Source organism: Paraburkholderia tropica, assembly GCF_914484835.1.
GTDB classification, from domain to species: Bacteria; Pseudomonadota; Gammaproteobacteria; order Burkholderiales; family Burkholderiaceae; genus Paraburkholderia; species Paraburkholderia tropica_A.
The window spans coordinates 194,945-207,228 of sequence record NZ_CAJZAR010000037.1 but is presented as its reverse complement, the minus strand read 5'-3'; the positions used below and the strand labels follow the sequence as shown (position 1 = coordinate 207,228).

The 12,284-nt window shown below is 60.1% G+C and carries 13 protein-coding genes and 2 pseudogenes; 13 read left to right on the top strand and 2 right to left on the bottom strand.

Going from position 1 to position 12,284, the window contains the following annotated elements; genetic code table 11:
- Positions 1 to 45 precede the first annotated feature (45 nt).
- From LDO54_RS09185 to LDO54_RS39005, 7 genes and pseudogenes are all read left to right on the top strand, one after another.
- Entirely contained in the window at positions 46 to 360 is a 315-nt protein-coding gene (locus LDO54_RS09185; RefSeq protein ID WP_224009401.1) for a hypothetical protein, read from the top strand.
- Between the two features lie 22 nt (positions 361 to 382).
- Complete coding sequence (locus LDO54_RS09180; RefSeq protein WP_224009399.1) at positions 383 to 784, top strand: hypothetical protein; 402 nt, start codon at positions 383 to 385, stop codon at positions 782 to 784.
- A gap of 41 nt (positions 785 to 825) precedes the next feature.
- A complete protein-coding gene (locus tag LDO54_RS09175; RefSeq protein WP_224009397.1) occupies positions 826 to 1,089 on the top strand; it encodes a PAAR domain-containing protein in 264 nt (87 codons plus the stop codon).
- 102 nt (positions 1,090 to 1,191) lie between these two features.
- On the top strand, positions 1,192 to 3,039 hold the full coding sequence (gene tssF, locus LDO54_RS09170) for a type VI secretion system baseplate subunit TssF (protein WP_224009395.1): 1,848 nt from the start codon (positions 1,192 to 1,194) through the stop codon (positions 3,037 to 3,039).
- 1,364 nt (positions 3,040 to 4,403) lie between these two features.
- Positions 4,404 to 4,661: pseudogene (locus LDO54_RS09165) on the top strand (integrase core domain-containing protein); the annotation flags it as partial.
- Positions 4,662 to 5,298: 637 nt separating this feature from the next.
- The gene (locus LDO54_RS09160; protein ID WP_224009734.1) at positions 5,299 to 5,517 is read left to right on the top strand and encodes a hypothetical protein; all 219 of its coding nucleotides are present in this window, start codon (positions 5,299 to 5,301) and stop codon (positions 5,515 to 5,517) included.
- A complete protein-coding gene (locus LDO54_RS39005) occupies positions 5,474 to 5,677 on the top strand; it encodes a zinc-binding dehydrogenase (protein ID WP_224009393.1) in 204 nt (67 codons plus the stop codon). Before LDO54_RS09160 ends, LDO54_RS39005 begins: the two co-directional genes overlap by 44 nt.
- 475 nt (positions 5,678 to 6,152) lie before the next feature.
- On the opposite strand, the gene LDO54_RS09150 is transcribed toward LDO54_RS39005, so the two are convergent.
- A complete protein-coding gene (locus tag LDO54_RS09150) occupies positions 6,153 to 6,689 on the bottom strand; it encodes a hypothetical protein (RefSeq protein WP_224009391.1) in 537 nt (178 codons plus the stop codon).
- An 831-nt stretch (positions 6,690 to 7,520) separates the two neighbouring features.
- Between LDO54_RS09150 and LDO54_RS09145 the strand changes: the two genes are divergently transcribed.
- From LDO54_RS09145 to LDO54_RS09135, 3 genes are all read left to right on the top strand, one after another.
- Positions 7,521 to 8,096 (top strand): carboxymuconolactone decarboxylase family protein, encoded by a 576-nt coding sequence (locus tag LDO54_RS09145; RefSeq protein ID WP_224009389.1) that lies wholly within the window; start codon positions 7,521 to 7,523, stop codon positions 8,094 to 8,096.
- Positions 8,097 to 8,136: 40 nt separating this feature from the next.
- On the top strand, positions 8,137 to 8,808 hold the full coding sequence (locus LDO54_RS09140; protein ID WP_224009387.1) for a peroxiredoxin-like family protein: 672 nt from the start codon (positions 8,137 to 8,139) through the stop codon (positions 8,806 to 8,808).
- A 75-nt stretch (positions 8,809 to 8,883) separates the two neighbouring features.
- Positions 8,884 to 9,600 carry an SDR family oxidoreductase gene (locus tag LDO54_RS09135; protein ID WP_224009385.1) on the top strand — a complete coding sequence of 239 codons (717 nt, stop codon included), beginning with the start codon at positions 8,884 to 8,886 and terminating at the stop codon, positions 9,598 to 9,600.
- Here LDO54_RS09135 and LDO54_RS09130 read toward each other — a convergent pair.
- Entirely contained in the window at positions 9,577 to 10,503 is a 927-nt protein-coding gene (locus LDO54_RS09130; RefSeq protein ID WP_224009383.1) for a LysR family transcriptional regulator, read from the bottom strand. The genes LDO54_RS09135 and LDO54_RS09130 overlap by 24 nt on opposite strands.
- 127 nt (positions 10,504 to 10,630) lie before the next feature.
- Here LDO54_RS09130 and LDO54_RS09125 point away from each other — a divergent pair, with 127 nt between their 5' ends.
- The 3 genes and pseudogenes from LDO54_RS09125 to LDO54_RS09115 form a co-directional block, all read left to right on the top strand.
- On the top strand, positions 10,631 to 11,404 hold the full coding sequence (locus LDO54_RS09125) for a glutathione S-transferase family protein (protein WP_224009718.1): 774 nt from the start codon (positions 10,631 to 10,633) through the stop codon (positions 11,402 to 11,404).
- Positions 11,401 to 11,568 (top strand): hypothetical protein, encoded by a 168-nt coding sequence (locus LDO54_RS09120; protein WP_224009381.1) that lies wholly within the window; start codon positions 11,401 to 11,403, stop codon positions 11,566 to 11,568. Before LDO54_RS09125 ends, LDO54_RS09120 begins: the two co-directional genes overlap by 4 nt.
- Positions 11,569 to 12,242 (top strand): annotated as a pseudogene (locus LDO54_RS09115) (alkene reductase); the annotation flags it as partial.
- Positions 12,243 to 12,284 lie beyond the last annotated feature (42 nt).

Sequence of the window (12,284 nt, the reverse complement as noted above, 5' to 3'; positions counted from 1 at the left end):
ACGGGGGCGCACGGCAAAGCGCGATCGAGCATTGTCCGTGCGGGCGTGGCAATCTTGCTGATGGCATTGGGTGGGATCGTTGGTGGCTCATCTGCGTATTGCGACGGCGTTGGTGGCGCGATGCTCGCGACGCTGTTTTTTACCTTGGGTATTCCGTTTGAAGCATTGATGAGGTGGCCCGGCGAATTTGTTTTGGGGCTGCTGGGGTATATCGCGGTGGTTTTGATAGTCGCGAAGTTGTCGCGACTAAAGTTTGGCGTGCGCATCGTCGTTCCGGCAATCCTGGGCAGCGCGGGCTTAAGCTGGGTGGTGACATCCATGGTCAATCACTTCGGCCATACCAACTGCGCATTTATGTAGACGCAAACCGGTGAGCGGTGCTATGGACAAGGCGGAGTCTTCGGGCTCGCGTGCAGAGGCGGAAAGCGAAGGCCGGGGGCTGCTATCAAGCTTCCTGGCTGTTGCTGCGATACTGTTCGCGATGGCATGGGCGGCGCTAATAGGCGGTTGTTTCGCCTATTGCGCGGGTGGTGTTGCTCTCGCGCTGCTGTGGGCCGGGATTGTCGGGATCGTCATGGGAAGCCAGGTCGCAGTTACTTGGCCGGGCGAGTTCGCGATGGGCGTGGTGGCCTACGTTGCTGTTGTGCTTGCGATCGCGAAATGGTCGCCCGTAAGGCCGGGTCTTCGCGTCCTGATTGTGGCGGTGGTAGCCGGCGGCGCCGCTGGTTGGCTAGTGACGGCGATCGTGAATGGCTTCGAGCACGGGCAGTGCGCTCTCATGTAGCGCAGTGCTGAGAATAGACAACCTGAATTTGGGAGGCTGTATTGCGCGGCGTTATTCGTGTAGGTGATTCGACGAGTCACGGCGGCAAGGTTGTGACTGGCCGCGACGGTTCGACGGTGATGGGCCGAGCGGTCGCATGCGTTGGCGACCGGTGCACCTGCCCGCAATCGGGCCACAATGACTGCGTGATCATCGAGGGCGATGAATCGGTCCTCGTCAACGGCCGCGCCGTGGCCTTTGACGGCCACAAGATTTCATGTGGCGCGACGCTCATTTCGTCGGTGCCAACGTCGGGGCTGGGCTGATAGGCCCGTATGGGCCCGGCGTGTCTTTAAACGGCACGCATCACTCTGATTGCCGCTCTGCTGATGCGGCGCGAGAGTGAACCACTCAGATTGGGGCGGTTGATGTCAGATCTCAAATCGAGCTACGAGCGCGAGCTGCAGTTTTTGCGGCGCGGCCTGGCCGAATTTACTGCACGTAATTCACGTGCGGCCGGGCGCCTCTCGATGCACGGCGAGCACTCAGAGGATATGCACGTCGAGCGGATGATCCAGTCTGCCGCGCTCCTCAATGCACGCGTGCGCGAACGTCTGGATGACGATGTCCCGGATTTCACGGTTCCGTTGCTCGAAGTGCTCTATCCGGAATTCCTTCGACCATTTCCGTCGTGTTCGATCGCGTGTTTCGAACCCAGTGCCGCGGTTGAGCGGCTTGCGTCGCCAGCGGTTATGCCACGGGGTAGCCATCTCACGACGCGGGCAGGCGAGTACGGCTTCAGGACGGTCTATGATACGACCGTGTCGGCGCTGTGCATCGAAGACGCTGCGTACCAGATACCTTCCGCCGTGCCCAGTAACGTCCGGTTGCCCGAAGGAACAAGCGGCGTTTTCTCGATCAGCTTTGCGGTGCAGTCCGGTGCGGTTGATTTCGCGAGTGCCGTGCGCGGTGACGTCCGGGTCTTTGTGGACGCACAGGAAGCCGTAGTTGCTGCGGTGATTGATGCTCTGGTCCATCGCAGCAAACACGCCTTTCTGGAAGTTGATTCCAGTGGACGCTGGACTGCGCTCGATTCCGTTCCGATCTCTCCGGTTGGTTTCGGCGAGCGAGAAACTCTCATCGACTTCGGCAGTGAGTCCTCGTACCGTCTTCTCCTTGAGTACTTCGCGTATCCAGAGAAGTTCCACTTTCTCGATTTCCGGCTTGGCCAACTTCTCGCTGTACGGCGTGTGAACAGGCGCCTGTCCATTCACGTGCCGGTTTCTGGTCTTCACCCTGATTCGGCACCAGCGGTCGCATTGGCGACGTTGTCGGCGTCGGCTTTCAGGTTGCGCTGTACACCGGTCGTGAATCTGTTCCCGTGTGCGGCCGAGCCGATCGCGATGAAGGACGCGACGTTTTCCGCGTACCCGATGGTCGCGCAAACTGTGAACCCACAAGGCGCCGAGGTCTGGGCTGTGCAAAGTGTACGGCTCACGCGGGACGGCGACGGCGCGGCGATTACGCGAGGCGTGAAGCCTTTCCACTCGCTTGACCACAGTGTTGGACTCGCGAGTTCTACGGACCGGCGGGAGGTGCTGTACTGGCTTGCGTCACGACCAGGCGGCCACGAGGCGGTCGTCGCAGGTGGCGGGTGCCAGCTTGAATTTGTGACGGCACGCGGAGAGACAGCGGAGCCGCCGCGCGACGAGCAGATTGATGCGACGCTGCTTTGCACCAACGGTGTTGGGCCCGGCTCGATGCAGTGGGGGCAGCGAGGTGGCGACTTCACCCTTGCTGACCGGAGTGTCGTTGCCCGGGTGAGCCTGCTGCGGCGGCCGAGTGGTGCCACCGCGCGCCTGGTCCCCAAAAATCAGTACTGGTCCGTCGTTCAGAGTCTGTCTGCTGGGCCGTTCAGCCTCGATCAGAGCGGATTGCCGGCTCTGAAGTCGCTGCTTTCAGCTCACGCACCAATCCGGGGGCAGACGAACGAGGACCAAATCGACGCGATAGTCGGGCTGTCACGGGAAACCGCGATGGAGTGGATTGTCGAGAAACCCCAGTCACGGATGGCGCGGGGTCTGCGTGTGCGGCTAACCGTTGACGAGCAAGGGCTGGCCGGAGCGCCGATCGCCATTTTCGCGCGAGTGCTTGAGAGCGTTTTCGTGCGGTATGCCCCCGCGCATAGCTTCGTGCAGGTCGTGATCGTATCGGCGGCGAATGGCGCAGAGCTGGCGCGCGGTCAACTCATTCCGGGCGCCGTTCCGGTTCTGTAACTGTAGACCTGCGATGAAGCACACCCCCTCGATGGCTCGGCCCTCACGCCTACCTCCGGTGCGGTGCCAAGCTCGGCGCTCGTGCCAGCCATGCAGCGTCACGCGCTGGTGTTTGCTGGCGACTCGTGGCAAGGCATGTGGATGGCGCAGCCGTTCACATGCCCCCGCGGGCACACAAGCGTGGTAGCGCCACGCAACCTCATCCGCCAGCGCGTGGCAGGTTGCCAGCAATGCGCGACAGAAGGCATAACGGCGCGGGCGATGCACAGTCGGCGTGAGCAGGTCTCACGTGGCTGGACTCGCCGTGGCGTGGTACGGCGGACAGGTATCGACTTCGTTGCTCGCACGGGCATGAATGGACGTGCGGTGGGCAGGTCCTGTTGCGGGGCGCGGCTTGCGCTGCGTGCAAGCGGGAGTTGGGGCCTCTACCCGGCGATTTGCTTTCTGACGGACTTGAGCGGCTGAACGCCGCCGCACGAGAACGAGGGGGGGAAGTGTCTCTCCGACTCGTACATGGGGATGGCTCACGCGTATCGGTTCGAGTGCGACGCCGGGCACATCTTTGAGAGGCCCGGCTCAGCAGTCTTCCAGCGCGGCGTCTGGTGCTCTGAGTGCTAACTGCCGAGGGAAGTGCTCGCAGATGGTTTGGAGCGGCTCCAGGCGGCCGCAAAGTCCCGCGGTGGTGTGTGCCTATCTCCACGGTTTCTCGGGACCGCTGTACGCCATAGGTTCAGATGCGCCCACGGCCATACGTGGACGGCACTCGCAGGGATGGTTCTTTACACGTCAAGCTGGTGCCGCCGCTGCCACCGCGACGGCTCGCGCGCCGCGGACAGGCTCGTGCTACTGCAACAAGCCGCGCAGGCCCGCGAGGGAAGCTGCCTCTCGAAGCGATACGCCGGCTATCACGGTAGGCACCGTTTTTGTGCGCGCAGGGCATCGCTGGGTAACCTCGGCGCAGTCGGTGCTCAGGGGCGCGTGGTGCCCGACTTGCGCGGAGGCCTCGGCGGGCAAGTCGCTCCGTCTGAGCGACGGGCTCGAGTAGCTCAGGTCACGTGCTGAGGCGCTCGGGTGGGAATGCCTCGACGAGACATTCATCGGTACCGCGCGTTCGTACCGCTTTCGTTGTGCAAAGGGCCACGAATGGTCGGGCAAGGGGAGTGCGATTTTGGCAGGCCGATGGTGTAAGCGATGCGCCGTTGACAGCCAGCGCTGCGCGATTGAGGAGGCCCGGGCGGTTGTGCGCGAGCGAGGAGGCGCGTGTTTGTCGCAAGCGTACGTCAACGCGCGGACGCATTTGACCTGGCAGTGCCACCGCGGTCACGTCTGGTCCGCAAATTTCGACAATGTCCGAAATAAGGGAAAGTGGTGCGCTCAGGGACTGGGCCGTTCGACGCGGCGTCGTCCTGCAATTTATCCAGCCCGGCAAACCGCAACAGAACGCGTACATCGAGCGCCATAACAAAACGGTTCGATACGACTGGCTCGCCCATTATCTGTTCGAGACAGTGGCCGAGGTTCAGCAGTATGCGACGCAGCGGCTGTGGTCATACAATAACGAGCGACCGAACACCGTCATTGGCGGCGTGCCGCCGAAACAGAAAATGCCCATCGCGACATGACATCTACTTCTGAGCCGCGTTAAAAGCGGGGAGACTACCGCTGACCATTCTTGACCCGCTCGCCGCTTTACTTTTATTGGTAAAACCACGAGTGGGTATCTGGCTTAAAGTCTTGATCATTTCGAGCGACGTCATACACAACACGTACTATGTGGCCACGAACAATCAATGGTTTGCACGATTCGATTTGGCACAGGTCGGTTTACTCGTTGTGGTCCTTGGCCTCGCACCAGTAGTCATGCGAGCGTTTCCATCGGAGCGTCGGGCGGCGGCTTGAGACGCTTTCAGATGAATTGTTCGCAATGCTGAGCAGAGTGCTGTACGTCTCTTCTGGTCGACGGTCGACGCATGCAATTTGCATCGATTTGGGGCTGGCTCCGACTCACAAGGGGCCCCCGACTTTCTCATCCCGCCCAAGAACGTTGCATCACTCGCTCTGGCAAACAAGCTCTCGTACGTCATCACCAACGAGATCATCTACCGCGACAGGGCAATGCTCCTCCTGCATCGACGGCGCTAGATAAAGTACCTGGGCACCGCCCGTTGCTGGCCGCCTATGCTCCGGTGGTCGAGCTATAGATGTCGCCGCACTATGTGCTGAGCGTGAGAAGTTAGAGCCTTTCGGCGACGTTTGCTGATGATGAGAAAAGGTGTAGCTGGCAAGCGCAAGTTGAATGGCCGCCTGATGGCTGCAGGCGACATCGGAATGAGTGTGGACCCGGAGACCATTCTGTATCGCCGCATCCAGATTATCGGCACGGTCATGACGTCGCGCGCCCAAGCTGAAAAGCACGCGATGGTCCGGCGTTTCCGTGAACATTGGCTCAACCGCTTCTCCGGTAGCCGGCGCCTTTGAGCCCGTTGTCGACAGTACGTTTCCTCTTTCGCGCGCAGCCGATGCTCATCGAAGTATGGAGTCGTCGGCAAACGTCGGGAAAATCATCCTGAATACGAACCAGGCTGGGCCACGCAGGCACAGCGGCCATGCGAGAACGACTTCGGATAGCACGTGGTGAGATGCATAAAATCCATACTGGATGTGGAGGAAACGACCCTGATTCAACAGTTGCGTGTGCTGCATTAAAGCATGCAACTGCTGTAATTGACTCTAAGCAGGCGCTCGGCTTCCGCGAAAGCGGTCGTTGGTTGGTCGGAGATCTGTGACCTGTCGCGTTGCTGAATCGTCAAACATTGCTGATGTCGATGTCCGAATGCGTCAGATTCTCATAGTTAGCCTTTATCCAACTTATGGCCAGTTGTCACGGGTTGCCAACGCAAACTGGAATTCAGATAGGCAATCTTGGGATCGGGCGATCAGAAATTTTCGCAACAACACCGCTAATGCGGTGTTGTTGGGTCGCCGCTTTCGGAGAGCATTCCGGGGTTGCCTGGCTATCGCGCTTTTGTCTCTTCATTGCGGAGGATCGTCGCTTGTACGCCGCGTAACCTTTGCGAATCACGTCGTGCGCTCCAGGTCAGCTACCGGTAACATCATGCTGGAATCGCCTTACAATCGGTCAGAGAATTTCCCGCATTAAAGCAGACCCAAAGTTGCCGGCTGTAGAATGGCGGATCCTGGGGAACACAACCAGCAGGGCCGGGCGCAGAGTTGTTGTACAGTTTTCCGTCAGCGATCCACCATTTTACGTTGGTATAATAATTTGATAGATAAACCCAATACCTTGGCTGGGCTGTCACGCATAGATAAAACGGTGGGTTTTTATACGTTACTTGACTCACGTCGCTTATCCATGATCCGGAATCAACGCTTTTAAATTTCGTTTGCGGTTTATCCGTTATGATTATGTAGCTATCCCAATACATCGCTCCGCTTATATATTGGGTCACATATCCTTGAGCAGTTTTTCCTTTGTCGGTATAGGTCACCTGGAGATAAAACCATTCTCCGGGCGCACGACTTATTGAAGCTGAGTCCTCCGCGGAGAGGTCGTGCTGAGTTCCGGTTGGTCCAGTAGGGGAATCGTCCGGGTTTGGGACGGGGAAATCTTGTGAGCTATCTTGAGACATATCTCATCCTTTACCGAAGGTGCTGCGGTTTAGTTGCTTGAAAACGAGCTGAACTTAATACCGGCTTTGATTCGGGGCGCAGTTTTGCGCACCCCACTTCGGTGCCCGTCTCCTTAACTCCGACTTGTTATATCTCTGAAAACCTGCGCCGTTATAGGTTTAGATGACTTGGAGTTAGCGAGCAGGCTACTAAAAGGCGTGTAGACCGGCGCACAAGTACAGTAGCATAAGATCTTGTATGTAGGTGTCCGTTATGGTCGAAAAATCGCGTCGGCCAAATCAATGGAGTCATTGACTTCTTCGATGTACGCAATCGTTACCTTGATTGGATAATTTCGTGAAATGGAAGCGGCCGTCACGTCTGGAGCCGATTGTTTTAAATTTTGCTGGCATGCGCGAATGTTGCATTTTGATTGGCTATCAATAAATCCAAGGCGCATAAAACATTCAATTTCGCAAGGCCGCTATTGGTAGCGCGCGACGCTTTACGACATTCCAGTTCAAGCGGCAAATAATGTCTGAAAACCAAATGGAAAGGGACATTCCTGCAGCGCGTTTCAGTGACAGATTCCGGCTTGCAGTGGCGCGGTGATGCGCGGGACGGAATTCGCACAGCGAGTTGTGACGGGTAGCCGGATGCGTCGCGAACATCTTTCGGGGAACTGCGCGCTCACGCAAAGAATAGGGCTATAGGCAAGACAGTATCGCTGACGCTTGCAAACGTGGCTGGCCATTCCGCAAGGGAATAAGTTCTATCACCGCCGCCTGCCTTCTTGCAGCGCGGCGTCTGCCCGATCATGTGTTCACCGTCAACCCACCGAGGAATCAACGATGAACACCTTCAACGCCTACACCATCGACACCGCGCCGGCCGCCTCGAAGCCCCTGCTCGAAGGCACGAAAGCCGCCTTCGGCTTTGTGCCCAATCTCCAGTCCTTCATGGCGGAATCGCCTGAACTGCTGGCGGGTTACTCGGCGCTCTGGGACCTGTTTTCCAAAAGCACGCTGACGCCGCACGAACAGCAGGTCGTCTATCTGACCTCGAACTTCGAGAACGACTGCCACTACTGCATGGCCGGCCACAGCACGCTCGCAAAGATGATCAAGATGGACCCGGCCGTGATCGACGCGCTGCGCGCCGGTACCGAACTTCCCGACGCGAAGCTCGAAGCCTTGCATCGCTTCACGACCCTCGTGGTGCGTGAGCGCGGATTCGCCACCGATGCGGACATCGACGCGTTCCTCGCCGCCGGCTACACGCGTCGCAATGTGTTCGAAGTGATTCTCGGCGTCGCGACGAAGGTGATGAGCAACTACACGAATCACATCGTGCATACGCCTTACGACGCCTTCATGAAGGGCAACGAGTGGACCAAGCCGCAGACGTCCGTTGCGGCCAGCGCGTGAGCGCAGGTCCGAGCTCAATCACCCGACACAGGAGAAGGGCATGTCACTGCAAGACAAACTCGACGCATTCAAGGCGGACTTCAAGGGCGGCAAGCCGCCGTACTACGCGCCGCCCGAGATTCACCCGATCATGGAGCGCGCCACCGCCGAACTGATCGCAAGCGGTCAGGCGACCCGCGCAATCAAGGCGGGCGAGCGCGCGCCCAGCTTCACGCTCAAGGATCAGGACGGCAACGACGTGTCGTCGGCGGAGCTGCTGCGTCGCGGCCCACTCGTCATCACGTTCTATCGCGGCGTGTGGTGCCCGTACTGCAACATCGAGCTGCAGGCGATCAACGATGTGCTGCCGCAGATCGAAGGATATGGCGCGAGCGTCGTCGCGATCTCGCCGCAGACGGCCGTGAATAGCCGCAAGTCGGTACGCGATAACAAGCTCGGCTTTCCGGTGCTGAGCGACACGAACGGCGAGGTCGGTGCCGCGTTCGGCCTGCGCTTCGCGCTGCCCGATTACCTGGTCGATCTCTACAAGGCCCTGAAAAACGATCTACCTGCGTTCAACGCGGACCCGTCATGGACATTGCCAATGCCGGCGCGTTACGTGATCGGCCAGGATGGCGTCGTGCTGTATTCGGAAGTGAATCCCGATTACACGCATCGCCCCGATCCGGTCGATATGTTCCCGGTGCTGGGGCGCGCGAACGCAAAGGTGTAAGCGAACGCGCAGGTCATCGCCGCCTTCGGGCGGCTTTTCTTTTCGCGTGCTTTATTTTCATATCCAATGACCATCATGACAAAGCGCACTTTTCTGGTGACGGGCGCCACCAAAGGCATCGGTCTCGCGCTCAGCGAGCGGCTCGTCGAGGCAGGGCATCAAGTCATCGGCATCGCGCGTTCGCACGCGGCGTTTCCTGGGGAACTCGTCACGCTGGACCTCGGTGATCGCGCTGCCACCAACGTTGCACTACACGAGTTGGCGCAACGCCATCGCGTCGACGGCATCATCAACAATGTTGGCCTGGTCCGGCCGCAACGCGTCGAAGCTGTGGATCTCGATGTGCTCGACGAAGTCTTCTCGGTGAATCTTCATCCGGCCATTCAGAGCGTGCAGGCGTTTTTGCCTGGCATGCGCGAGCGTGGCTGGGGGCGCATCGTCAATATCTCCAGCCTGACCATTCTGGGCATCACGCAACGCACGGCCTATGCCGCTGCAAAAGCCGCGCTCGTGAGCTTTGCCCGCACCTGGGCGCTGGAACTCGCAACGACAGGCGTCACGGTGAATTCGGTGGCGCCCGGTCCCACCGAAACGGAGTTGTTCCGCGCGAATAATCCACCTGGAAGCGAAGGCGAGCAGCGCTATCTGTCGGGCGTGCCGATGGGGCGCTTCGGCACGCCGGAAGAGATCGCTGCAGCCATCGCGTTCCTGCTTTCCGATGACGCGGGTTTCATCACCGGGCAGACGCTTTTCGTTGACGGTGGCGCCTCAATCGGCAAGGCCGGAATCTGAAGGCAAGTTGTCGGGCTGTCCAGCAAACAGGCTTTCGACGAAGGTGACGAAGGCACGCGCCTTCGTCGTTGCCATCCGTCCGGAAGGAAAGACCGCCCATACGTCGACGCCCGGCAGCGTCCAGTCCGTGAGGACCGCCTGAACGGAGCCGTCCGCGAGTTCAGGTGCGAACATCCATTCCGAGGCCACGGCCAGTCCCAGATCGGCGAGGACGGCGGCGCGCATCCCTTCGGCTGCGCTGACCCGCACGCGGCCCGACACCGTGACGGCCACTTCGGTGCCGTCCGCGTGTCCGAACGCCCACGCGTCTCCGCCGCTGCGCATGGCGTGAACGATCGCCCGATGCTGACTGAGCTCGGCCGGTGTACGCGGCACGCCATGCCGTGCGAAGTACGCTTTCGTGCCGACCACCAGGCGCTTTCCGCTTGCGATGCGACGCGCCGTCATCGCGGAGTCGTCGAGTCGGCCCATGCGCAACGCGACGTCGACGCCTTCCTCGAGCAGATCGATCGGACGGTCGTCCATCACGATTTCCACATCGAGTCTCGGGTGCTGCTCGAGGAACGCGCCAAGCGCGGGGATGACGTGCAGCCTCGCGAAGGTCACGGCCGCGCCCACACGCAGCCTCCCGACCAGTCCCTCCGACGACTCACGCACCGAATGTTCCGCGCGATCGGCTTCTTCGATCGCCAGGCACGCGTGTTCGTAGAACCGCTGGCCAGCATCGGTCGGTGTCAGGCCGCGAGTCGAGCGCAGGAGGAGCCGGGCGTTCAGATGCTCCTCTAGCTGCGCGATCGATTTCGAAACAGCGGGTTGTCCAATCTGGAGCCTGCGCGCCGCCGCCGAGAACGAGCCGGCCTCTACGACGGCGACGAAGGTTTCCATTGCGGCCAGACGATCCATGCGAGCGGGGTCTCGGGAATGGGGGAAAGGAGAGCGGGCCAGCGCTGCTCAGCGCGAGCAGTATCGCGTTCAACGCGGATGACCGCGCAACTATACAGCAGCCTGATACCGCGAGCGCCGCGTGGCAATGGCGCTGCGCGACCGACACACTGCCTGCCCATGCCTGCACGGAATAACTTCTATCGCCGCGACGGCGCTTCCGGGGCAGACGTCAATCGCCGAAAGTTACGTCATCCCATTCACGGTCTCAGGAGTCAATTCCATGTATCAGGTCTACGCGTTTTCCACGCCGAATTCCGTCAAGGTGCCGATTGCGCTCGAAGAACTCGGTCTGCAATACGAGCTGCATTCGGTGAACGTCAGGAAGGGCGAGCAGAAGCACGCCGATTTCGTCGCCTTGAATCCGAATGGAAAGGTGCCGGTGCTTCGCGATGATGAGCATGGCTTCACGCTGAGCGAGTCGGCGGCGATCCTGGTCTATCTCGCTGAGCGTCACGGCGCGCTGCTGCCGCAGGAGCCGCTCACACGCGCGCGCACCTTCGAGCAGCTGTTTGTGCATGCGTCCGGGCTCAGTCCTGCCTTCGGGCAGGCGGGATATTTTCTGCGCTCCGCGCCGTCCGGTTCATCGGAGCACGCGCTGGACCGCTTCGCGCAGGAAGCGCGTCGTCAACTCGGATTGCTCGACGCGGTGCTTTCCGTACGCGCCTTCGTCGCGGGCAATGACTTCTCCATCGCTGACATCGCCCATTTTGGCTGGATCTGGCGCCGGACATTTCCGGACCTGACGCTGGACGACACGCCGAACGTGCAACGCTGGTACGACGCTGTATCGAATCGCCCGGCGGTCGGACGGGCAATCGCAAGAATCGAATCGCTCGCCGAAGACAGGAAGGCGGCATGAAAAAGGCCGCGTCGAAATCCCGGCCGCTGATTGCGTTCGCCATTCTTTCGATCGCAGCGGGGATCGTTATTAGCCGTCCTGCCCCGACACAACGATCCGTGCCGCTATCTGGCGCAGAGGTGAGCGCGGAGCTTGCCCGGGTCATGGGCTTCGGCATGGTCTAGATGCCGCGCAGCATTTGCCATCCTCTCATCAACAACTACGTGAACAACATGGACAAACTGTTTAGCCATATTAGCGTCGGACCTTTCGAACTCGATCACCGCGTCGTGCTTGCGCCGCTCACGCGCATGCGCACCGAAAGAGGCAACGTCGCGGGCGACCTGATGGTCGACTACTACACGCAGCGTGCGTCCAGCGGCGGTCTGCTGATCAGCGATGCAACCGCCGTTTCGCCGCTCGGTATTGCCTATGTCGACGCACCGGGGATCTATACGGAAGAACAGGTGAAGGGGTGGAAACGTGTGACCGACGCCGTGCATGCGAAGGGCGCCCGCATCTTCCTGCAAATGTGGCATGCAGGGCGTCAGGCGCATCCGGCCAACACAGGCGGGCTGACGCCCGTTGCACCGTCGGCGTTGCGATCACTCGAACATGCCGTGATCCGCGATGGATATGGAAATATTGTCGAAGCGGAACTGGTGGTGCCTCGCGTACTGGAGATCGAAGAGATCGCGGTGATCGTCGCGCAGTTTCGACGTGGCGCCGAACTCGCAAAACAGGCGGGTTTCGACGGGGGGAACTGCACGGTGCGAACGGATACCTGTTCGAGCAGTTCCTGCTGGACGGCACGAACCAGCGTACGGACCAATATGGCGGCGCGATTGAAATTCGCGCGCGCTTTCTGTTCGACACGCTCGATGCCGTCATGTCCGTGTGG

Bases quoted from the DNA above. Each gene is read 5' to 3' on its own strand.
- LDO54_RS09180 (WP_224009399.1), top strand. From the start codon at position 383: ATGGACAAGGCGGAGTCTTCGGGCTCGCGTGCAGAGGCGGAAAGCGAA.
- tssF (WP_224009395.1), top strand. From the start codon at position 1,192: ATGTCAGATCTCAAATCGAGCTACGAGCGCGAGCTGCAGTTTTTGCGG.
- LDO54_RS09160 (WP_224009734.1), top strand. From the start codon at position 5,299: ATGATGAGAAAAGGTGTAGCTGGCAAGCGCAAGTTGAATGGCCGCCTG.
- LDO54_RS09150 (WP_224009391.1), bottom strand. From the start codon at position 6,689: ATGTCTCAAGATAGCTCACAAGATTTCCCCGTCCCAAACCCGGACGAT.
- LDO54_RS09145 (WP_224009389.1), top strand. From the start codon at position 7,521: ATGAACACCTTCAACGCCTACACCATCGACACCGCGCCGGCCGCCTCG.
- LDO54_RS09140 (WP_224009387.1), top strand. From the start codon at position 8,137: ATGTCACTGCAAGACAAACTCGACGCATTCAAGGCGGACTTCAAGGGC.
- LDO54_RS09135 (WP_224009385.1), top strand. From the start codon at position 8,884: ATGACAAAGCGCACTTTTCTGGTGACGGGCGCCACCAAAGGCATCGGT.
- LDO54_RS09130 (WP_224009383.1), bottom strand. From the start codon at position 10,503: ATGGATCGTCTGGCCGCAATGGAAACCTTCGTCGCCGTCGTAGAGGCC.
- LDO54_RS09125 (WP_224009718.1), top strand. From the start codon at position 10,631: ATGGCGCTGCGCGACCGACACACTGCCTGCCCATGCCTGCACGGAATA.
- LDO54_RS09120 (WP_224009381.1), top strand. From the start codon at position 11,401: ATGAAAAAGGCCGCGTCGAAATCCCGGCCGCTGATTGCGTTCGCCATT.